This is a genomic window from Pseudomonas syringae, assembly GCF_000737245.1.
In the GTDB taxonomy this organism is placed as follows: Bacteria; Pseudomonadota; Gammaproteobacteria; order Pseudomonadales; family Pseudomonadaceae; genus Aquipseudomonas; species Aquipseudomonas syringae_J.
On record NZ_JPQU01000017.1, the window covers coordinates 118,455 to 139,809 of the forward strand.

At 58.3% G+C, this 21,355-nt stretch carries 14 protein-coding genes; 8 read left to right on the forward strand and 6 right to left on the reverse strand.

The features are described from left to right. The first annotated feature begins 124 nt into the window (after positions 1-124). The 6 genes from IV01_RS21310 (at position 125) to IV01_RS21285 (ending at position 12,391) form a co-directional block, all read left to right on the forward strand. A complete protein-coding gene (locus IV01_RS21310; protein ID WP_032626020.1) occupies positions 125-1,435 on the forward strand; it encodes an MdtA/MuxA family multidrug efflux RND transporter periplasmic adaptor subunit in 1,311 nt (436 codons plus the stop codon). After that, entirely contained in the window at positions 1,432-4,527 is a 3,096-nt protein-coding gene (locus IV01_RS21305; RefSeq protein WP_032626022.1) for an MdtB/MuxB family multidrug efflux RND transporter permease subunit, read from the forward strand. The genes IV01_RS21310 and IV01_RS21305 overlap by 4 nt, the downstream gene beginning before the upstream one ends. A gap of 94 nt (positions 4,528-4,621) precedes the next feature. After that, positions 4,622-7,729 (forward strand): efflux RND transporter permease subunit, encoded by a 3,108-nt coding sequence (locus IV01_RS21300; RefSeq protein WP_032626024.1) that lies wholly within the window; start codon positions 4,622-4,624, stop codon positions 7,727-7,729. After that, positions 7,726-9,204 carry an efflux transporter outer membrane subunit gene (locus IV01_RS21295; protein ID WP_050507285.1) on the forward strand — a complete coding sequence of 493 codons (1,479 nt, stop codon included), beginning with the start codon at positions 7,726-7,728 and terminating at the stop codon, positions 9,202-9,204. The genes IV01_RS21300 and IV01_RS21295 overlap by 4 nt, the downstream gene beginning before the upstream one ends. Before the next feature lie 254 nt (positions 9,205-9,458). Next, positions 9,459-11,597, forward strand: a complete 2,139-nt coding sequence (locus IV01_RS21290; protein WP_032626099.1) for a putative bifunctional diguanylate cyclase/phosphodiesterase — start codon at positions 9,459-9,461, stop codon at positions 11,595-11,597. A 47-nt stretch (positions 11,598-11,644) separates the two neighbouring features. Beyond that, positions 11,645-12,391 carry an SDR family oxidoreductase gene (locus tag IV01_RS21285; protein WP_032626027.1) on the forward strand — a complete coding sequence of 249 codons (747 nt, stop codon included), beginning with the start codon at positions 11,645-11,647 and terminating at the stop codon, positions 12,389-12,391. A 10-nt stretch (positions 12,392-12,401) separates the two neighbouring features. Here IV01_RS21285 and IV01_RS21280 read toward each other — a convergent pair whose 3' ends face one another. Then, the gene (locus IV01_RS21280; RefSeq protein ID WP_032626030.1) at positions 12,402-12,650 is read right to left on the reverse strand and encodes a DUF3203 family protein; all 249 of its coding nucleotides are present in this window, start codon (positions 12,648-12,650) and stop codon (positions 12,402-12,404) included. A 50-nt stretch (positions 12,651-12,700) separates the two neighbouring features. Next, complete coding sequence (locus IV01_RS25835) at positions 12,701-14,677, reverse strand: type VI secretion system Vgr family protein (RefSeq protein WP_050507286.1); 1,977 nt, start codon at positions 14,675-14,677, stop codon at positions 12,701-12,703. Positions 14,678-14,994: 317 nt separating this feature from the next. Between IV01_RS25835 and IV01_RS21275 the strand changes: the two genes are divergently transcribed. Further along, positions 14,995-15,699: a YebC/PmpR family DNA-binding transcriptional regulator gene (locus IV01_RS21275; RefSeq protein WP_032626032.1), complete on the forward strand. Its 705-nt coding sequence runs from the start codon at positions 14,995-14,997 to the stop codon at positions 15,697-15,699. 183 nt (positions 15,700-15,882) lie between these two features. Here the strand turns inward: IV01_RS21275 and IV01_RS21270 are convergent, their stop codons facing one another. Together IV01_RS21270 and IV01_RS21265 are read right to left on the reverse strand one after the other, a co-directional pair. After that, complete coding sequence (locus IV01_RS21270) at positions 15,883-17,178, reverse strand: leucine-rich repeat-containing protein kinase family protein (protein ID WP_032626034.1); 1,296 nt, start codon at positions 17,176-17,178, stop codon at positions 15,883-15,885. A gap of 3 nt (positions 17,179-17,181) precedes the next feature. Further along, complete coding sequence (locus IV01_RS21265; protein ID WP_032626036.1) at positions 17,182-17,757, reverse strand: TetR/AcrR family transcriptional regulator; 576 nt, start codon at positions 17,755-17,757, stop codon at positions 17,182-17,184. A 105-nt stretch (positions 17,758-17,862) separates the two neighbouring features. Between IV01_RS21265 and IV01_RS21260 the strand changes: the two genes are divergently transcribed. Then, on the forward strand, positions 17,863-19,077 hold the full coding sequence (locus IV01_RS21260) for an MFS transporter (RefSeq protein ID WP_032626038.1): 1,215 nt from the start codon (positions 17,863-17,865) through the stop codon (positions 19,075-19,077). Positions 19,078-19,349: 272 nt separating this feature from the next. Here IV01_RS21260 and IV01_RS21255 read toward each other — a convergent pair whose 3' ends face one another. Together IV01_RS21255 and IV01_RS21250 are read right to left on the reverse strand one after the other, a co-directional pair. Continuing rightward, positions 19,350-20,489: a M14 family metallopeptidase gene (locus tag IV01_RS21255; RefSeq protein WP_032626040.1), complete on the reverse strand. Its 1,140-nt coding sequence runs from the start codon at positions 20,487-20,489 to the stop codon at positions 19,350-19,352. A gap of 86 nt (positions 20,490-20,575) precedes the next feature. Further along, the gene (locus tag IV01_RS21250) at positions 20,576-21,127 is read right to left on the reverse strand and encodes a DUF4880 domain-containing protein (RefSeq protein ID WP_032626043.1); all 552 of its coding nucleotides are present in this window, start codon (positions 21,125-21,127) and stop codon (positions 20,576-20,578) included. Positions 21,128-21,355: the final 228 nt, after the last annotated feature.

Sequence of the window (21,355 nt, forward strand, 5' to 3'; positions counted from 1 at the left end):
GCCGTTTTCGTTTACGCTTCATGTGTTTAATAAAAGTAAGGGCAAAGTAAATTGCCGGTAAAGCCGCTTTGCTTGTCACGCATCTGTGCTTATTGTTCAGCCTCCTGAAGAAGCCCCATCCGCAATGGTTGATTTATTCATGCAATCGTCTGGCCCCCGTAGTTCCCGTCGCTGGCTCATCAGTCTGCTGATACTTTTGGTTATCGCCGGTTTGTGCTGGTGGCTGTGGCCGACCTCTGCGCCGCATAAAGAAGGCAGCGGTCGTAAAGCCGGTAATGCAGCTCAAGGAAGTGTGGCTCGGCCAGGTTTCGGTGGTTCTACGGTTGCCGTACCGGTGCGGGTTGCCCCTGCAGTTCTGGGGGATTTTCCGATTTATTACAAAGCCCTCGGCACCGTGACGGCGATGAACACCATCAACGTGCGCAGCCGGGTAGCGGGGGAGCTGGTCAAGATCAACTTCCAGGAAGGGCAGATGGTCAAGGCCGGCGATCTGCTGGCTGAAATAGATCCGCGTAGTTACCAGATTGCGTTGCAACAGGCTGAAGGCACACTGGCGACCAATCAGGCGCTGCTCAAGAATGCTCAACTGGATGTTCAGCGTTATCGCGGGCTGTATGCCGAGGACAGTATCGCCAAGCAGACGCTGGATACCGCCGAGTCGCTGGTCAATCAGTATCAGGGCACGATCAAGACCAACCAGGCTGCGGTGGGCGACGCGAAACTGAATCTGGAATTTACCCGTATCCGCGCGCCGATTGCCGGGCGGATCGGTCTCAAGCAGCTGGACGTGGGTAACCTCGTGGCTGCCAACGACACCACGGCGCTGGTGGTCATCACCCAGACCAAGCCGATTACGGTAGCGTTCACCTTGCCGGAGAAGGACTTGTCCAGCGTAATCGCCCGTTATCGCAGTGGCGACAAGCTGCCGGTGGAGGCCTGGGACCGTAGCGATCTGAAGCAGCAGGCCGATGGCGTGCTGGCCAGCCTGGACAACCAGATTGACGTAGCCACCGGTACGTTGAAATTCAAGGCCCGGTTCGATAACCAGAATGAAGTGCTGTTCCCCAACCAGTTCGTCAATGTGCACCTGCTGGCCGACACCCTGAAGCAGGCGGTGTTAATCCCGACCGCCTCGGTGCAGTTCGGGAATAACGGCACGTTCGTTTATGTCATGGATGGCGACAAGAAGGTCAAGGTCCGCGAGCTCAAGACCGGCGCCAGCAATGAACAGTCGACGGTAGTCAGCCAGGGCCTGGCGGCCGGTGATCGGGTGGTGCTGGAAGGCACAGACCGCCTGCGTGACGGGGCCGACGTCGAAGTGGTCAGTGACAGCAAGGATGTACCGGCAGGTCCTGGTCAGCAGTTGCAAGGCAAACCTGGCAAAAACACCGATGAATCGGCTTCGGCCGGGAAGGCGGAAAACGATCGCGCATGAACATCTCCAGACTGTTCATCCTGCGTCCGGTCGCAACCACGCTGAGCATGCTGGCCATCGTACTGGCCGGTTTGATCGCTTACAAATTGCTCCCGGTTTCGGCACTGCCACAGGTCGATTACCCGACTATTCGGGTGATGACCCTGTATCCCGGCGCCAGTCCCCAGGTGATGACCAGCGCAGTGACGGCACCACTTGAGCGTCAGTTCGGGCAAATGCCCGGTCTGACCCAGATGGCGTCCACCAGTTCTGGCGGCGCATCGGTCATTACGTTGCGTTTCAGTCTCGACTTGAATATGGACGTGGCCGAGCAGGAAGTGCAGGCGGCGATCAATGGCGCGACCAACCTGTTGCCCAGCGACATGCCGGCCCCACCGGTCTATAACAAGGTCAATCCGGCCGATACCCCGGTGCTGACCCTGGCTATTACGTCGAAAACCATGCTGCTGCCCAAGCTCAACGATCTGGTCGATACGCGCATGGCGCAGAAGATCTCCCAGATCAGCGGCGTCGGCATGGTCAGCATCGCCGGTGGACAACGCCAGGCGGTGCGGATCAAGGTCAATCCCGAGGCGCTGGCCGCCAATGGCTTGAACCTGGCAGACGTACGCACTTTGATCGGTGCGTCCAACGTCAACCAGCCCAAGGGTAACTTTGACGGTCCGACCCGGGTCTCGATGCTGGATGCCAACGACCAGCTCAAGTCGCCGGAAGAGTATGCCAACCTGATTCTGGCCTACAGCAACGGTGCGCCGCTGCGGCTCAAGGATGTGGCTGAGATTGTTGACGGCGCCGAGAACGAGCGTCTGGCAGCCTGGGCCAATGAAAATCAAGCGGTTCTGCTCAATATCCAGCGCCAGCCGGGTGCCAACGTGATTGAGGTGGTGGATCGCATCAAGGCTTTGCTACCGAGCATCACCGATAACCTGCCGGCCGGACTGGATGTTGTGGTACTGACTGACCGCACCCAGACTATTCGTGCCGCAGTGACCGACGTGCAACATGAATTGCTGATCGCCATCGTCCTGGTGGTGTTGGTGACGTTCCTGTTTCTGCGTCGCTTCAGCGCGACGATCATCCCGTCGATTGCAGTACCGCTGTCGCTGGTCGGCACCTTCGGGGTGATGTATCTGGCAGGCTTTTCAGTCAACAATCTGACGCTGATGGCGATGACCATTGCCACCGGTTTTGTGGTCGATGACGCCATCGTGATGCTGGAGAACATCTCCCGGCACATCGAGGAGGGTGAGTCGCCCATGCAGGCGGCGCTCAAGGGCGCGAAACAGATCGGCTTCACGCTGGTTTCCCTGACCATCTCACTGATAGCGGTATTGATTCCATTGTTGTTCATGGCTGACGTTGTCGGGCGGCTGTTCCGCGAGTTCGCCATCACCCTGGCCGTGGCGATTCTGATTTCGCTGGTGGTGTCACTGACGCTGACGCCAATGATGTGCGCGCGACTGCTCAAGCGCGAACCCAAGGAAGAAGAGCAGGGTCGCTTTTATCGTGCCAGCGGTGCCTGGCTGGACTGGCTGGTCGAGGCGTATGGCAACAAATTGCGCTGGGTGCTCAAGCATCAGCCGCTGACCTTGTTGGTGGCCATCGCCACCCTCGCACTGACGGTGCTGCTCTACATGGTGGTGCCCAAAGGCTTCTTCCCGGTGCAGGATACCGGGGTGATTCAGGGCATATCCGAAGCGCCACAGTCGGTATCCTTCGCCGCCATGGGCGAACGCCAGCAGTCACTGGCGAAGATTATTCTGCAGGACCCTGCGGTCGCCAGTCTTTCGTCCTACATCGGAGTCGATGGCGACAACACCACGCTCAACAGTGGGCGCTTGCTGATCAACCTGAAGCCCCATGCCGATCGCGACGTGACGGCAACTCAGATTATCCAGCGCCTGCAGCCGCAACTCGACAAGTTGACGGACATTCGGCTGTTTCTGCAGCCGGTGCAGGACCTGACCATCGAGGATCGGGTCAGCCGTACCCAGTACCAGTTCAGCATGTCGTCGCCTGACGCGGAAATGCTCAGCCTGTGGAGCGGGAAACTGGTGGACGCCTTGAGCAAACGCCCGGAATTGACCGACGTTGCCAGTGACCTGCAAGACAAAGGGTTGCAGGTTTATCTGCTGATTGATCGGGACGCCGCCAGTCGCCTCGGGGTGACAGTGGCGAACATCACCGACGCTTTGTATGACGCGTTCGGTCAGCGGCAGATTTCCACGATCTACACCCAGGCCAGCCAGTATCGGGTGGTGTTGCAGGCCGCTTCCGGCAATGAGCTGGGCCCGCAGGCGCTGGAGCAGATTCACGTCAAGACCACCGATGGCGCGCAGGTCAAGCTGTCCAGTCTGGCCAGGGTCGAACAGCGTCAGGCGCAGCTGGCAATCACTCACCTGGGGCAGTTCCCGGCGGTAATGATGTCGTTCAACCTTGCGCCGGATGTGTCGCTGGGTGCGGCGGTGGAGGTGATCGAGCAGGTGCAGAGGGACATCGGCATGCCTGCCGGGGTGCAGACCCAGTTCCAGGGCGCGGCGGAGGCTTTCCAGGCTTCGTTGTCCAGTACGCTGCTGCTGATTCTGGCGGCGGTAGTCACCATGTACATCGTGCTGGGTGTTCTATACGAAAGTTACATCCATCCCATCACCATTCTGTCGACCTTGCCGTCGGCCGCCGTTGGCGCGTTGCTGGCGCTGCTGATCAGCGGCAATGATCTGGGGATGATTGCCATTATCGGCATCATCCTGTTGATCGGCATCGTCAAGAAAAACGCGATCATGATGATCGACTTCGCGCTGGACGCCGAACGTAACCGTGGCGTTGATCCTGAAACTGCGATCTATGAAGCGGCGCTACTGCGTTTCCGACCGATCCTGATGACCACCATGGCGGCGTTGTTCGGTGCTGTGCCACTGATGCTCGCCACCGGCTCCGGCGCTGAATTGCGTCAGCCGTTGGGATTGGTGATGGTCGGCGGACTGATGCTCAGTCAGGTACTGACCTTGTTCACTACGCCAGTTATCTATCTCTATTTTGATCGTCTTGGACGCCGATTCCGGGGCTCCGAGCCAAAAGAGGTGGCGGTATGAGGCGTAGCTATAAGCTTCAAGCTTCAAGCGGCAAGAGGGTTGTTCTCGACTTTTGCGCTTGCAGCTCGCAGCTTGCAGCCTGGAGCTGCTCCCAATGAACCTGTCCGGCCCCTTCATCCGCAGACCGGTAGCCACCATGCTTCTGAGTCTGGCAATCATGTTGCTCGGTGGCGTGAGCTTCGGCCTGCTGCCGGTGGCACCGCTGCCGAACATGGACTTTCCGGTGATTGTGGTGTCGGCCAGCTTGCCAGGGGCCAGCCCGGAAATCATGGCTTCCAGCGTTGCGACTCCTCTGGAGCGCTCCCTGGGTTCCATTGCCGGGGTCAACACCATGAGCAGCCGGTCGAGCCAGGGTTCGACCCGGATTATTCTGCAATTTGATCTGGATCGCGACATCAACGGTGCGGCTCGGGAAGTACAGGCAGCGATCAACGCCTCGCGTAATCTGCTGCCCAGCGGCATGCGCAGCATGCCGACCTACAAGAAGGTCAACCCGTCTCAGGCACCGATCATGGTCCTGTCGCTGACCTCCGATGTGCTGCAGAAGGGCCAGCTTTACGACGTCGCTTCGACGATCCTGTCGCAAAGCCTTTCGCAGGTCACTGGCGTGGGCGAAATCCAGATCGGCGGCAGTTCTCTGCCAGCGGTACGCATCGAACTTGAGCCGCAGCTGCTCGATCAGTACGGTGTTTCCCTGGACGATGTACGGACGACAATTACCGGCGCTAATGTGCGTCGGCCCAAGGGCTCGGTCGAGAACTCGCAGTACAACTGGCAGGTGCAGGCCAACGATCAACTCGAGAAAGCTGCAGATTACGAATCGCTGATTATCCGCTATCAGGACGGCGCGGCTTTGCGCCTCAAGGATGTAGCGAAAGTCAGCGATGCAGTGGAGAACCGTTACAACTCCGGGTTCTTCAACGATAAAGGAGCGGTTCTGCTGGTGATCAACCGCCAGGCCGGGGCCAACATCATCGAAACCGTGGCGCAGATAAAGGCTCAGTTGCCGGCCCTGGAAGCGGTACTGCCGGCCAGCGTCAAGCTGGAACTGGCCCTGGATCGCTCGCCGGTTATCAAGGCCACCTTGCACGAGGCGGAAATGACCCTGCTGATCGCCGTCGCGCTGGTGATCATGGTGGTGTATCTGTTCCTGGGCAATTTCCGCGCGTCCCTGATCCCCACGTTGGCGGTGCCGGTGTCGCTGGTGGGCACGTTCGCCTTTATGTACCTGTACGGTTTCTCGCTGAACAACCTGTCGTTGATGGCGCTGATTCTCGCTACGGGGCTGGTGGTGGACGACGCCATTGTGGTGCTGGAGAACATTTCCAGGCATATCGACAATGGCATGCCGCCTATGGAGGCGTCGTATCTAGGGGCCAAGGAAGTAGGCTTCACCCTGATGGCGATGAACATATCGCTGGTGGCGGTCTTTATTTCGATCCTGTTCATGGGCGGTCTGGTCGAGAGTCTGTTCCGGGAGTTCTCCATTACGCTGTCGGCGTCGATCCTCGTGTCGTTGGTGGTTTCCCTGACCCTGACGCCCATGCTTTGCGCCCGCTGGCTCAAACCCCATGTGCCTGGCAGCGAGAACCGGTTGCAACGCTGGAGCAACCGGGTCAACGAGCGCATGGTCGCCGGTTACGATCGCAGCCTTGGCTGGGTGATGCGTCACAGGCGCCTGACATTGCTCAGCCTGCTGGTCACGGTGGTCGTCAACGTGGCGTTGTATGTGGTGGTGCCCAAGACCTTTCTGCCGACTCAGGACACCGGGCAACTGGTGGGCTTCGTGCGCGGCGACGACGGGCTTTCGTTTTCGGTGATGCAGCCAAAGATGGAGATTTTCCGTCGAGCGATTCTGGCTGATCCGGCGGTGGACTCCATAGCCGGTTTCATCGGCGGCAACAGCGGCACCAATAACGCCTTTTTGCTGGTTCGCCTCAAGCCTATCGAGCAGCGCAAGCTTTCCGCCGAGCAGGTTGTGGAGCGCTTGCGCAAAGAAATGCCGAAGGTACCGGGCGGACGGGTGTTCCTCACGCCCGACCAGGATCTGCAGTTGGGTGGTGGCCGTGAGCAGACTACCTCGGCGTATCAGTACATTCTGCAAAGTGGTGATCTTGCCGCATTGCGCCTGTGGTACCCGAAAGTAGTCGCGGCGCTCAAGGCCTTGCCGGAGCTGACCGCTATTGATGCCCGTGAAGGGCGAGGGGCCCAGCAAGTCACATTGCAGGTCAATCGTGATACGGCCAAACGCCTGGGTATCGACATGGATATGGTCACGGCGGTCCTCAACAACGCCTACAGCCAGCGTCAGGTCTCGACCATCTACGACAGCCTGAACCAGTACAAGGTGGTGATGGAGGTCAATCCGAAATACGCCCAGGACCCGGTGACGCTGGAGCAGGTCCAGGTCATCACCAAAGACGGCAATCGGGTGCCACTGTCCAGCATTGCCCATTACGAGCGCACCCTGGCCGATGACAGTGTTTCCCACGATGGGCAGTTTGCTTCGGAAAACATTTCATTCGATGTCGCCGAAGGGTATAGCGTTGACCAGGCCACCATCGCCATCGAGCGCGCGGTGGCTCAGGTAGGATTGCCGTCGGACGTCATCGCCAAAATGGCCGGTACCGCCAGTGCCTTTGCTGCCACCCAGAAAAGTCAGCCCTGGATGATTCTCGGTGCGTTACTGGCGGTCTATCTGGTGCTGGGCATCTTGTACGAAAGCTACATCCATCCGTTGACAATCCTTTCGACGCTGCCATCGGCCGGAGTAGGGGCGCTGCTGAGCATTTATGTGATTGGGTCGCAATTCAGCCTTATTTCGCTGCTGGGCCTGTTTTTGCTGATCGGCGTGGTCAAGAAAAACGCGATCATGATGATCGACCTGGCGCTGCAGCTTGAGCGCGACAGCGGCATGAGCCCGGAGGAATCGATCCGGATGGCATGCCTGCAGCGTTTGCGGCCTATCCTGATGACCACGATGGCCGCCATTCTCGGTGCCTTGCCGTTGTTGCTCAGCAGTGCGGCTGGCGCCGAAATGCGTCGCCCTTTGGGCCTGACCATTATTGGTGGGCTGGTTTTCAGCCAGGTTCTGACCCTTTACACCACTCCGGTGGTTTACCTTTATCTCGACCGACTGCGCCATCGCTTCAACAAGTGGCGCGGCGTGCGTACTGATGCTGCTCTGGAAACTCCGCTATGACCGAACACCGCAAGATTGACGCCATCAAGCACTGGCCTGCACGTACTTTTGGCCTGGGGCTGTGTGCTCTGCTGTTGAGTGCCTGCGCGGTGGGGCCTGACTATAAGACGCCAGAGATGCCGACACCGGTGCAGTTCAAGGCGGCCGAAGGCTGGAAACAGGCTGCACCCAGTGATGCAATGGCGCGCGGAGCCTGGTGGGAGGTTTACGGCGACGCGCAACTGAACGGGTTGGTGGAGAAACTCAACAGCTCCAACCAGACCGTCGCCCAATACGAGGCTCAGTACCGTCAGGCCAAAGCACTGGTGCGCAGTTCCCGTGGGGCATTTTTCCCGACGCTCGACCTGAGCGCGGGCAAAACACGCTCCAGCCAAGGCGCGGGCAGCAGCAGTTCGAGCCTGACCTCTTCGAATAGCGGCATACGCGACACCTACAGCACCCAACTGGGCGTCAGCTGGGAAGCGGATATCTGGGGCAAGCTACGCCGGGGTCTGGAAGCCGATAAAGCCAGTGCTCAGGCAAGCCTCGCAGATCTGGCGGCCATGCAGCTAAGCCTGCAATCGGAACTGGTGCAGAACTACCTGCAATTACGGGTAATCGATGAGCAGAAACGACTATTGGAGGCCACGGTCGACGCCTATCAGCGCTCCCTCACGCTGACCCAGAATCAATACCGCGCTGGCATTTCCGGACGTGATGCTGTCGCACAGGCGCAGACCCAGCTTAAAAGTACTCAGGCGGATCTGATTGATCTGGTCTGGCAGCGCGCACAGTTCGAAAACGCTATCGCCGTGCTCATGGGGCAGGCTCCGGCAGATTTCAGTCTGGCGGTTACCACAACCATTCCGGAGTTGCCGCAGATTCCCGTCGCATTGCCTTCGCAGTTGCTGGAACGACGGCCTGACATCGCCGCAGCCGAGCGTTCGGTGATGGCTGCCAACGCCAATATAGGGATCGCAAAAGCCGCTTATTATCCCGACCTGTCACTGAGTCTCAGCGGCGGCTACAGCAGCAGTACCTTCTCCAACTGGATCAGTCTGCCGAACCGTTTCTGGTCGGTCGGCCCGAAGTTGGCCATGACCCTGTTCGATGGCGGGCAGCGCTCGGCGGAAGTGGATCGTACCGAAGCAGTCTACGACCAGACAGTCGCCCAATACCGCCAGACCGTGCTCAGTGGTTTTCAGGAAGTCGAAAACTACCTGATACAGCTAAAGGTGTATCAGGACGAATCAGCGGTGCGGGCTGAAGCGCTGGCTGCCGCCCGTGATTCGTTGCGCCTGACCAGCAATCAATACAAGGCAGGTCTGATTGGTTATCTGGATGTGGTCAATGTGCAGGCCACGGCCTTGAGCAATGAACGAAGTGTGTTGACGCTACTGCAAAGCCGGTTGATCGCCAGTGTGCAGTTGATTGCCGCCTTGGGTGGGGGGTGGAATGCGGAGAGTGGGCTGGATATTGAGGCGTCGAAGGACTGAACAGCGTTTGCACATCCGTTGCTGGCGGGGGGAAGACTAACCACAGCCTTCGCGCATGAATTCGCTCCCACGGAATCACTCGCTCCAACGGCTGACTGCCTCGCAAATCAGTGGGCTCCACGAGCCGTTTCAATCTGATAGCAAACAGCCATATTTGCGACGAGTGAACGCGACATTTGGTAGGAACCCGGTAGAATCGCCTCCTCTTTTGAATGGGCATGGATACGCTCAATTATCCAGGTCATTGGCCCTTCATGCTGATCGGTAGTTACACCCCCTCGCTGGTTCTAATCTCAATCCTCGTCGCCGTACTGGCTGCTTACACCTCGCTGGACCTTGCCGGGCGCATCGCTTCGGCCAAGGGCAGGGCGCAGGCAGTCTGGATGTCTGGCGGCGCGTTCTCCATGGGCGTGGGGATCTGGTCGACGCACTTCATTGGCATGCTGGCCTTTGAGTTACCTATTGAGGTGGCCTTCGATTTACCGATCACGTTTCTGTCGTTATTGATTGCCATTCTGTCCGCCGGACTGGCCTTGTGGCTGGTCAGCCAGCCGCGCCTGCCCGGGTTGCAGCTGAGCCTGGGTGCCATATTCATGGGCGCCGGTATCAGCGCCATGCACTACACCGGCATGGCTTCGCTGCGCATGTATCCGAGCATCAGCTATGACGCCGTGACCGTCGCTGCCTCCTGGTTAATCGCCATCGTGGCCTCTGCCGCTGCGTTGTGGATTGCGTTTCGTTTGCGCGAGCAAAAGCCCAATGTCCACCTTGCCCGTGGTGGCGCCGCTGTAGTGATGGGGCTGGCGATTGTGGGCATGCATTACACCGGCATGGCCGCTGCCAACTTTTCCGAAAACAGTTTCTGTGGCGCTCTTGGCGAGGGAATAGCGCCCAGTGGCCTGGTTTCTCTGGTACTGGTGACGAGTCTGGCGGTGTTCACAATCACGCTGCTGACGTCGATTCTCGATGCGCGAATGGAGTCGCGCACGGCGCTTCTGACCCGGTCTCTGACCGAGGCCAACCGAGAGCTGACGCACTTGGCGCAGCACGACACCTTGACCGGTTTACCCAATCGGGTTCTGTTGGCCGAACGCATAGAACGGGCCATGCAGCGTATCAATGCCAAGGGTGGCAGTTTTGCCTTGATGTTCATGGATCTGGATGGCTTCAAGCCGGTCAACGACGCCTTCGGCCATCACATTGGTGATCAGTTGTTGCGTGAGGTAGGCCTGCGTCTGAGGGCCAATCTGCACCGCGAGGACACACTCGCCCGCATTGGCGGCGACGAATTCGTGCTACTGGTTGAGTTGGACGACCTGGATGATGCGGCACTGATCGCGGCACGCCAGGTCAATGTGATCGGGCAGCCGTTCCAGATTGCCGATCATTTGTTGCAGGTCTCGGTAAGTATTGGCATCAGCCTGTATCCCGGTGGTGGGGTAACTCCCGAAGAGCTGCTGATGAATGCTGACGCCGCCATGTATCACGCCAAGGATGCCGGAAAGAACGGTTACAGCTTTTTCAACAGTTCCATGAACACCGACGCCCGCAATCAGCTGGACCTGTTGCAGGATTTGCGGGTTGCCCTCAAGTACAAACATTTCTGCCTGTTCTACCAGCCCAAGTTCGATGCCCTTACGGGCGAACCGGTGGGCGCAGAGGCTCTCCTGCGCTGGAACCATCCACAACGGGGGCTGCTGCAACCCGACACGTTCATCGGCATGGCTGAGAAAACAGGTCTGATCATCGGCATCGGCGAGTGGGTGTTGGACGAAGCTTGCCGGCAGATGCGGGTCTGGGCGGACATGGGTTTCAGCCACTGGCGTATTTCGGTCAATCTGTCGGCCTTGCAGTTCTGCCATTCCAGTCTGGTAGACACCGTCGCCAGAACCCTGGCCCGGCACGCTCTGGCGCCCAACAGCCTGACCCTTGAGATCACGGAAACCACGGCGATGAACGACACCGAAGCCAGTGTTACGGTGTTGCGCGAGTTATCCGACATGGGGGTTGACCTGTCCATCGATGACTTTGGTACCGGCTACTCCAGCCTCATGTACCTCAAGCGTCTGCCTGCCAATGAGCTCAAGATCGACCGTGGTTTTGTTCGCGATCTGGATCATGACAGCAACGATGCCGCGATCATCTCGGCGATTGTCGCCCTTGGCAGGGCATTGAATCTGCGCATCGTAGCGGAAGGAATCGAAACTCATCGTCAACAGAGCTTCCTGACCCGCCTGGGCTGCAACTCGCTGCAGGGCTTTTTGCTCGGGCATCCCTTGCCGGCGGAGCGTTTCATGGCCGATATTCATGCAGCTAACGCCAAGTCGTTCCGGAGTGATCTAGACTCTGAACCGGATGAAGCTTTACGGGGGCTGATCCGTTTGCCTGGATAACGGCAAGAGCCTTGGTCCTGATCATTGAACAAGCTATGAGTGAGGTTATGGAGAAAGTTCTCATCATCACGGGCGGTTCCCGAGGTATCGGCGCTGCCACGGCGTTGCTTGCGGCAACGCAAGGCTATCGGATCTGCATCAACTATATTTCTGATCATGGGGCCGCCGATCGCGTTTGCAGACAGGTACGCGAGTTGGGCGCCATGGCCTTCGCGGTGCAGGCGGATGTCAGTAATGAAGACGAGATCATCCGACTGTTTGCCAGGGTGGATGCCGAGTTCGGGCCGGTTACCCATCTGGTTAATAACGCAGCAACCGTGGCGCAGGCGTCTCCAGTGGAAGAAATGAGCGAGTTTCGATTGCTCAAAATGATGATGACCAACGTGGTCGGCCCTATTCTGTGCAGCAAGCATGCAATTCTGCGTATGTCGCCGCGTCATGGCGGCAGGGGTGGCAGCATCGTCAATGTCTCGTCTGTCGCAGCACGCCTGGGCTCGCCAGGAGAATACGTTGACTACGCAGCGTCCAAAGGGGCGCTGGATACGTTCACTATCGGCCTGTCCCGGGAAGTGGCCGGGGAAGGTATCCGTGTCAACGCGGTACGACCAGGCTACATATTTACCGACTTTCATGCGTTGAGCGGTGACCCGAATCGGGTCAGTCGGTTGGAACCGGGTATTCCCATGGGCAGGGGCGGCGTTGCCGAAGAAGTCGCGGAGGCGATTATCTGGCTGTTGTCGGACAAGGCATCGTACGCCACCGGGACCTTCATCGATCTCGGTGGCGGGCGCTGACTCAAGCCTCTTAGATAACCGTCAGTGGATCTTCGTCATCGCGATTAACAGTATGGTGGCGTAGATCCTTGGCTTTATAGAGCGTCAGAGCATCGGCTTCAGCTTCGGTGATGGGCACTTTTACGCCATCTATCTCGGCCTCAGACATATGCGTGACGTCGTTAGTCGTAATCGAAACATCCACGACACGACTTCTGCGGTTCACGCCATCGAGCTGCGCTGAGCAATGCTCGTGGGTGCTGTCAAATTCGAGAGGCATGGTGAACTCCTTTCATGAGGGCCTACCAAATTTTCGACCCCGTTCGGGCTTCAATGTTCTGACCACTCTTCGGGTTGATCCTGGTCCAGAAAGTCCTGAAACAGCGAGTCACTCCAGTTTTGCTGGAACCAGTTTTTCAGGGTGATGCAATAACCGGGGTGCACCAGACAGATATTTTCCGGCGTTGCGCGATATTCGGCAGCCAGTTGGCGCAGCTGGCGCGGATTGAGCCCCAGGTTGCCGTGCTCGTCCGTCTTACCCTCGAGCAGGAAGTGCTCCGGTTCGAGCCACGCCACATAGTGCAGGCCTGGCTGAAGCATGCGCACGATGTACCACAACCGATTCGAATACGGCTCACCTTCAGGGGTATGTTGCCGAGTCAGGCGCAAATCGGTGTCAAATCGCCCGCTTGAAGCGGGTTCGTCCCGGGGCGGCGCCTGAGGCAGTGGCGGCTCCTGAAGCAGTAGCCGGGTATCCTCGCGGGTCACGGTGATGCCCTCGGCAGTCAGAGTGAAGGTGGCTTTATCGGTGCGCAGGCTCAGGTCCTTGGTTTTATGGGCAGGCCACAGAGGGCTGTGCTGAGTCGGCATTACATCAGACCCATTGTCGGCGACATCGAAGATGGCCGGACAATCCGCATCACCTTCGAAATATCCAACCAGCAGTCGTCTGCCTGTCCGTAAGTCGTCAATCAGGTGCGATGCGAAACAGGCCAGTGAGCGGTGGGCGATTTTCTGGGCATCCAGTTCTGCTTGCCAATCAAATCGAATGGGTAAACGTGCTTGCTTGTCCGCATCATTGATCACCGTTTCGCCGCTGAGCAGTGTGGCTTGCTGATAGTCAGTCACCCGCTGTTTGCAATGTTTCAGCGTCGGGCGGAACGCCATCTCCCAGGGCAGCACACGAAAATGATTACGGTACCCCTGGCTGAAAGGCTCGGTGTCAAAGCAGGACTGTTGCGGGGCGACGGCCACCATCCCGGCAGTTGCCTCAATGGCCTCGACAATGGCTACGACATCCTCAGTATCCTGCCCCTCCAGGACCTGAGGCTGCTTTGCCGCATGGGTCACCTCCACCAGTAACCAGTGATCATTGAGGGCTGAAACGGGATGGTCCAGTACCTGAATGATCAGACCTGCACCGATGACATAGTCATCGCTTCGACCCAACACGACCCGCCGTTCACAACGTTGTCGCTCCAGCTGACGAGCGCTGAGCTGCCTCTCATGGGCGGACTCCTCGCTCGGCAACTGGGAGGTGGTACTTGCTTCGAATCGTTCGTTCGGCGCTTCGGATTCGCCCATGTCCATCCAGGCCTGTGTCGCAGCAGCACGTCCATGGCGATACTGGCCAGGATAAGTGGACGCAGGATGAATCCGCCAATGCTCAGCCAAGTAGGAAATGGACCGCAGCGCAATGACATTGGGATCGCTCGACTGGAAGCGCATGGGAAGCAGTCTTTGCGCAAAACTCGCCGGATCGTCGGCAAAGACCAGGCAATGGTTGGTGGGGCAGTGCTCGAAACGAAAGTGGATACCTTCCTCCTCGCAGAGCCTTTGCAACAGATGAAGATCGCTCTCGTCATGCTGCACGCAGATCGGGCGTGGCGGATAGATGCCGACCATCTGGTCGAAACGATAGCTGGTCGAGTCCATCCCGTTTTCGCTAAGCAGCAACTTGAGAATTTGCGGCACGCTCAGCTGATGCAGTATCCGCCGCTTCTTGCCCTGCTGTAGATCCCTCAGGTGTGGGCGCAGCTCTATCCGGTACAGACTCAGGTTTGCTCCGGCGTATAGACAGGTGACGTTGCTCAGCTTGCCGTGTACCCCACGATTGGCGCCGAAGGCCAGCCAGGCGCAGCGGCGCTCAAGCCTAGCCGATTGTAGATCCGGTTCGCTGCTGATCAGATCGACGCTGAAACAGTAGGTTTCGTTAATTCCCTCTCGACCTCTGACGCTCACGACAGCCATGTCGATCTCGTTATCGTCAATGGTCAGGGTCACGGAAAGTTGTTGGTCTTCGGACATCACATCGCTCCACCTCAAAAATAAGGGGGCAGAGGGTACGAAAAGCGAAGGTGGATAGGCATCGCTACCGGCTTTTTCGGAAAAGGACTACACATGAAAGGGCGAAGTCGCTAATTGCGGTGTAAGGCATTACACGTCATACAACTTGAGAACGAGGCTCAAAGGGGTTTCATCTGACGCCATCACGTATAAAATGCGCCGCATGTCACGCATCAGTTCTGACATGCCATATTTTTAACGCTTTGCCCCGTTCGCTGTAGGTCCGTATCTGGCACCGCGCGGTGGGCGAAGCGCCATTGGATATAAAGAGAGCAAGCATGGGCGCACAGTGGAAGGTCAAGCATAAAGAAGCAGCATCCAACGCCAAGGGTCGTATCTTCGGCAAGCTGTCCAAGGAAATCATGATCGCTGCTCGTGCCGGGGCAGATCCGGACATGAACCCGCGCCTCAGGCTGGTCGTCGAGCAGGCGAAAAAAGCGTCGATGCCCCGGGAAACCCTGGAGCGCGCGATCAAGAAGGGGGCGGGTTTGCTGGGCGAAAACGTCACATTCGAGCGCCTCACTTACGAAGGCTTTGCCCCGCACCGGGTGCCTGTAATCGTCGAATGCCTGACCGATAACATCAACCGCACCGTCTCGGAAATCCGTGTGCTGTTCCGTAAAGGCCAGCTGGGCGCAGCGGGTTCGGTGTCCTGGGATTTCAACTATCAGGGCATGATCGAAGCGATGCCCATCAACCCCGATGCCGATCCTGACGAAGCGGCCATTGAAGCCGGAGCTCAGGATTGTGAGCCGGGCGAAGAGGGCGCAACCCTGTTCCTGACCGAACCCACCGATATGGACGCTGTTTGCAAGAAGCTCCCTGAGTTCGGCTTTACCGTCCAGTCCGCCCAACTAGGCTATCGCCCGAAAAGCACAGTCGATGGCCTGACCGAAGAGCAAATGGCAGAAGTCGAAGCGTTTCTTGCCGCCATCGACAATAACGATGACGTGCAGAACGTCTATGTGGGGCTGGCGGGGTAGTTACTGCGCGGGCGCTGGACTAACCAAACCTGTGGGAGCGAATTTATTCGCGAAGAGGCCGGTACATTCGATGCATCTTCAGGGGCCTTACTACTGCTTTCGCGAATGAATTCGCTCCCACAGGGTCCAGCGTTCTCGAATAGACCGAACCACGTGCAAGGTGGAGCGCCACCCCGGTCGCTCCTACAAGGAATGCACTGTCCGCAGACCCCGTTCGACTTCGCTCATCGCGGGCCTCTGGCCGACATCCGGCTGAATGCATCGCGCCTGTAGCTCAAGCCATTCGAGTGGGGCAGGCTCATCACAGCGCTCCAGCAGTTCCCCCAGTAAAATCCCGAAAGCCCGGGTTTCGATGCGCTCCAGCGCCTGGGCCTGTTCGACATTGGGGTGCAATGAGGCTGCGCCAAAGTCACCCAGCAAACAGTCACCCTCCGGCTCCCAGAGGATGTTGTGGCCGTACAGATCGCCATGGGTAATCCCGCGGGCATGCAGGTGAGCGGTGACTGAAGCGAGCCCGCGAGCCATGCGCAATAACACCGACAAAGACAATCGCAAGTCCACCGGGTAGACATCACGGGTGCAGGAGTCAAGGCTCGGTGGCCCGGCCAGATTGACGAAGTGAGGCGCAATAAGCTGCATGACCAATCCGGCCTGACCTTGGGGATGGTCGGGAATTCTGCCCTGAATCTCGATCAGATTCCGATGCTCGCCAGCGGCGATACAGGCGGCCATTTCATTGAGCGGCGAACCATCGCTGGTCATGCTGCCCTTATACAGTTTTACGGCCACTGGGGTTGCGGGTTGATCTGGGCTTTGCCATATGGCCCGCTGAATGATCCCCGATGCGCCTTCGCCTAACGGCTGTTGGATCAGTAATTGCTGCCATGGAATTTCTGGCCCTGGCAGCGGCGGCTGAGCCGCGCACAGCGGATTGCCTGCGAACGCGAGCCAGGCCAATGAAGGCAGCTTGAGCAGCCACTCGGGTAATTGGGTCAGCTGGTTTGCGGAAATGCGCAACAACTCCAGTTGCTGGCAACCGACAACGCTTGCAGGCAGCTCGTGCAGCCGGTTTCCGGCCAGCATCAGTTTCTGCAACGAAAGGCAGTCGCCCAGTTCGTTGGGCAATTGTTCAATCAGGTTGTCGGTGAGAATCAGCCAGCGCAGCCGCGGTGGCAGCGCCGTGCCGGGCACGTGACGAATCTGATTGGCCTTGAAGCCGACAATGCGCAGATTCTGGCAACGGCCGATGCAGGCGGGCAATTCGCTGAACTGGTTCTCGGAACAGAACAACACCTGCAGCCGGTGCAGACGATGCAGATCGTCGGGCAGGCTTTTCAGGCGATTGCCCGTCAGGTTCAGGGTCTCCAGCGAGTCGGCCAGGTTGAATATTTCCCGGGGGAACTCATTCAGGTCACAAGACAGATCGAGCCGTTTGATTCCCGCCAGTTTCCCGGTGCGCAGTTGTTCGAGGCTATGCATGGTTCAATCGCAATTCAACGGCTGGGCGGCGAGCTGCAGGCAACGCTCCACCCACTGATGAACACGTTCCAGGCTTGGCGCGGCCTCGGCGTACAGGATGCGGTAGATCAGCGGAGCGATCACCATGTCGATCAGGTCATCAGCCGGCGGGGCGCTTTCGCCTCGGGCCAGGGCACGGTCGATGATGGTCTGCACCTGGTCGCGGGTGATCCCGATACATTTGCCCGAGCAGGTCGTGGCGCTGCTGGCGACCACGTCGCGCATCATTTCCCGGCCGGGGGCTGAATTCATTTCATCCAGGTACATCTCGGTCCAGGTCAGCAGGTCGTCGCGAAAGTTTCCGCAATCGATTGGTTCATCCGGGCGCAGACGCTCAACCGCCGCGTCCGCCAGCAATGTCGTCAGGTCGCCCCAGCGGCGATAGATAGTGGACGGGGTCACACCTGCGCGAGCGGCGATCAAGGGCACGCTCAATGCACCGCGATCATGTTCGAGGAGCAGGTCACGCACGGCGCTGTGAATTGATTCCTGCACCCGGGCACTACGGCCTCCGGTGCGTATTCCTTCTTTTATAGCCATGTGACGGACCTTAACACAAAGTATTTGCTTTAAGCGCAAGCAGCTCGCACAATCCAGAACGCTAAACCTTAGCTTTAATAACGTGCCTGATCGGAGAGTGTACCCATGTCCCTGAGTTTTCAGAACCCGGATGTGAATGTCAGGGGTCGCAATCATTTGGGGTTCCTGGCATTTACCACGCTGTCCTTCTTCGCTGCATCCAGTGCTCCTACGCCGCTATACCATGTGTACCAACAAGCCTGGGGTTTCTCGGCGGCCATGTTGACGCTGATTTTCGCCATGTATGCCTTCACTTTACTGGCCGCATTGTTGGTTGTCGGGTCGCTGTCGGACTACTTGGGCCGGCGACCGGTAATCTTCGCGGCGCTGGTTCTGGAAATCGTCGCCATGTTGCTGTTCATTCTAGCTGTCGATGTCAGCTGGTTATTGTTCGCGCGCCTGATTCAGGGGGTCGCAACAGGGATGGCGGGGAGCGCACTGGGTGCCGCCTTGCTCGATAGCGATGAGAAGCAGGGCCCGCTGGTCAACAGCATTGCACCGATGTTCGGCATGGCGATCGGTGCGTTGGGTACCGGGTTGTTGGTGGAGTTGGCACCGCATCCGACATTGCTCGCGTATTGCCTGCTGCTGGCTGCATTTGTTGCCCAGGCAGTTTATATCTGGCTAATCCCCGAGACGGTCAGCCGGCAAGCTGGCGCTTGGAACTCTCTCAAGCCTTCATTGCATGTCCCGATACAGGCGCGGCGCACCTTGTTGCTGGTGCTTCCGGTGGATATTGCCGCCTGGTCGCTGGGCGGGTTTTTCCTGTCATTGACGCCTTCGTTACTGGCCGCAGCCACCGGCACCACATCCGCTATCAATGGAGGGCTGGCGGTGGCGTCTCTAACGCTGAGTGGCGCCATGGCGATCCTGCTGCTGCGTTTGCGAGCTGCGGTCCTGGGCCTCTGGGTCGGCGCAAGTTTTTTGCCAGTGGGCGTCGCGGTTATTCTTGGCGCAGTCAATGGCGGCTGGTTGTGGCTGTTCTTTGTAGGCACTGTGATCGCCGGGATCGGTTTCGGCTCAGGCTTCCTGGGCGCCTTGCGCCTGCTGCTGCCCCTCGCCAAAGCTCATGAGCGGGCCGGGCTGATGTCGACGTTCTATGTGCTGAGCTATCTGGCGTTCTGCATTCCGGCGCTGATCGCCGGGTTGAGCGCACACAGCTTCGGTTTGATCGCGACGACCAATGCGTATGGATCGGTGGTTATCGTGCTGGCGCTGTTCGCGTTGGCGGGACTGATCGTTCGCGCGCTGGCGAGTCGGTCGGTGGCGAGAACGATCTAGACCGTGAATTGAACCGCGTTCCCTTAGGAGCTAACTTATTGGCGAGGCGGCGTGTCAGGTGATGCCTCGCGAACAAGCTCAATCTCACCAAATAAAACATAAATCATTTAATTCAAATGATTTATGTGGGAGCGAGCTTGCTCGCGAAGCGGTCGGAACTCTCAAGTATTGTTTAAACCTGATACCCCCTTCGCGAGCAAGCTCGCTCCCCCGAGTTCACGGCTTGCTGCGCGATGCGGGCACTGCTGCTACCGGTCGGGCGGGGTCATGTTTTAGCGCAAGGTCGGTGCCATCTCCGCCAATGTGGTCAGCACGTCCTTGGCCAATTGTTTTGAGCGCTTACCGTCCCAGCCGGTGGTGGGGTTAGGCGCGTCGTCGTTGTCCTTGAACGGCATTTCCAGAGTGAGCGAGAGGCATTGGTACTTTTCCCCGACGCTGTTACATGCCAGATTCATGTTGGCCTGGCCCGGTTGCGAGCGCTGGTAGCCATAACGGGTCTGGAAGTCTCGGGTGATTTCACTCAGCCGGCTGCGGAAATGCTCTTCCAGTGCCTGCTGTTTCGCGGTGTAACCTGGATTGCCCTCACAGGCGGCGGTGAAGACGTAAGGAATTTCTTCGTCACCATGTACGTCGAGGAACATGTCGACGCCATACTTTTCCATCTGCTGCTTGACGAAGAACACCTCGGGGCTGCTGTCCTGAGTTGAATCCTGCCAGGCGCGGTTGAGGTCCTTGCCGTTGGCATTGGTGCGCAAATGCCCGTGGAACGAGCCATCCGGATTCATGTGTGGAACCAGATACAGGTCGGCCAGTTCCAGTAGCTGAGCCAGCACAGGGTCATTGGGTTCTTGCAGCCGATCGATCACGCCCTCCATGAACCATTCGGCCATATGTTCACCGGGATGCTGCTGGGCAATGATCCAGATCTTGCGTTTGCCCTGGGTGCCGTCGCCTTTGCGCAGCAGAGGGATATCACGGCCTTCGACACTTTTACCGGTCGCCAGCAATTGTGTGCCGGCTTTATCCAGCGCCTGTCCGATCAGCCACTCATGACGTTCACGGCTGTAGGGTTCGAAGTAGGCAAACCAGACCTGCGGCTGCTCGGGCGTCAGCTCGAAATTCAACGCTCGACCATCGAAAGTGGAAGGCACGCGAAACCAGTTTTGCTGATCGTATGAAGCAGCCGCGTTATAGCCGGTCCAGGCATTGTTGTAGCTGGACTGGCTGGCGTTGCCCAGGCTGAATCCATGGGGCTGACCCACCTGCAGGCCTTCGACCTTGAAGTGGAACCATTGGAAGTGCGGGCTGCGTGTATCGGGGCGGATTGCCAGTTGAATCCGGGCAGGGTTGCTGGCGTCTATCACTTCGATATTGCCGCTATCGAAATCGGCGCTGATCTTGAGAGAAGTCACGGTTCGGTCCTGTGTACGTTGGTGCCAATTGTGGCGCCTACTTTACACGCAACCGAGGGCTGGGCAGCGACCTGAAATGCAGCGATCTAAAGGATTGAAGCAAATGCCTCGGCAGTCATGAACACTGCGCAAAGGAACGCGGTCGCTGCGCACCACAGTATGTAACCCCGGCGCTTGCGTCGATGCCAGCCATTGGCACCCAGCACGGCTGCCGGTGCCTGAAGTTGGCGCCAGAGCCGCTCAGTGGCTTCGAACGCGGCGAGGTGCGCCGGTGCTGCGTCCAGCCAGTGACGAAACTCGATGCGTTGACTGGCTGTCGCGTGAGGGCTTTGCAGATGAACGTACCAGCGGATCGCCTGCTCGCTGACGCATTCGGCGACGACTGTTGTGCCAGCCGCATCACGGTCGCATTGTTGCAGCGCCCGGACCATGGCCTGTTCGACTACATCCACATCGATACCTAGCAGGCTGGCGATCGTCGCGTAGGGCAGGTTGTCCAGTCGACTGAGGAGAAACACCTGTTGGGTACGGCGCGAGAGCTTCACCAGCCTGCGATGAAGATCCTGGCCTCGCTGGCTCAGTGGCGCGTCGGACTGCTGTGCGGGCAGAGCGGGAAAGGACGAGAGCTGAAGACTCATGATCGATTGCCTCGCTGGTTTTTCATGGTAATTCTTCCTTGAGGGAAAGGGGTCTTCCGTGACCGCTACAGAACAACAGACCTGAAAAAATGAGATTGGTTCTCAAGTGACAAATCAGCTCAATTACGGGTTATCTGCTGTCTATAGCCCATAGAAGCTATTTTTCCAGGCCTATTGAGCCGTCTTTTTGCTATGATCCGCGCCATCGCAACATCACAAGTCTTCATT

Bases quoted from the DNA above. Each gene is read 5' to 3' on its own strand.
- IV01_RS21310 (WP_032626020.1), top strand. From the start codon at position 125: ATGGTTGATTTATTCATGCAATCGTCTGGCCCCCGTAGTTCCCGTCGC.
- IV01_RS21305 (WP_032626022.1), top strand. From the start codon at position 1,432: ATGAACATCTCCAGACTGTTCATCCTGCGTCCGGTCGCAACCACGCTG.
- IV01_RS21300 (WP_032626024.1), top strand. From the start codon at position 4,622: ATGAACCTGTCCGGCCCCTTCATCCGCAGACCGGTAGCCACCATGCTT.
- IV01_RS21295 (WP_050507285.1), top strand. From the start codon at position 7,726: ATGACCGAACACCGCAAGATTGACGCCATCAAGCACTGGCCTGCACGT.
- IV01_RS21290 (WP_032626099.1), top strand. From the start codon at position 9,459: ATGCTGATCGGTAGTTACACCCCCTCGCTGGTTCTAATCTCAATCCTC.
- IV01_RS21285 (WP_032626027.1), top strand. From the start codon at position 11,645: ATGGAGAAAGTTCTCATCATCACGGGCGGTTCCCGAGGTATCGGCGCT.
- IV01_RS21280 (WP_032626030.1), bottom strand. From the start codon at position 12,650: ATGCCTCTCGAATTTGACAGCACCCACGAGCATTGCTCAGCGCAGCTC.
- IV01_RS25835 (WP_050507286.1), bottom strand. From the start codon at position 14,677: ATGTCCGAAGACCAACAACTTTCCGTGACCCTGACCATTGACGATAAC.
- IV01_RS21275 (WP_032626032.1), top strand. From the start codon at position 14,995: ATGGGCGCACAGTGGAAGGTCAAGCATAAAGAAGCAGCATCCAACGCC.
- IV01_RS21270 (WP_032626034.1), bottom strand. From the start codon at position 17,178: ATGCATAGCCTCGAACAACTGCGCACCGGGAAACTGGCGGGAATCAAA.
- IV01_RS21265 (WP_032626036.1), bottom strand. From the start codon at position 17,757: ATGGCTATAAAAGAAGGAATACGCACCGGAGGCCGTAGTGCCCGGGTG.
- IV01_RS21260 (WP_032626038.1), top strand. From the start codon at position 17,863: ATGTCCCTGAGTTTTCAGAACCCGGATGTGAATGTCAGGGGTCGCAAT.
- IV01_RS21250 (WP_032626043.1), bottom strand. From the start codon at position 21,127: ATGAGTCTTCAGCTCTCGTCCTTTCCCGCTCTGCCCGCACAGCAGTCC.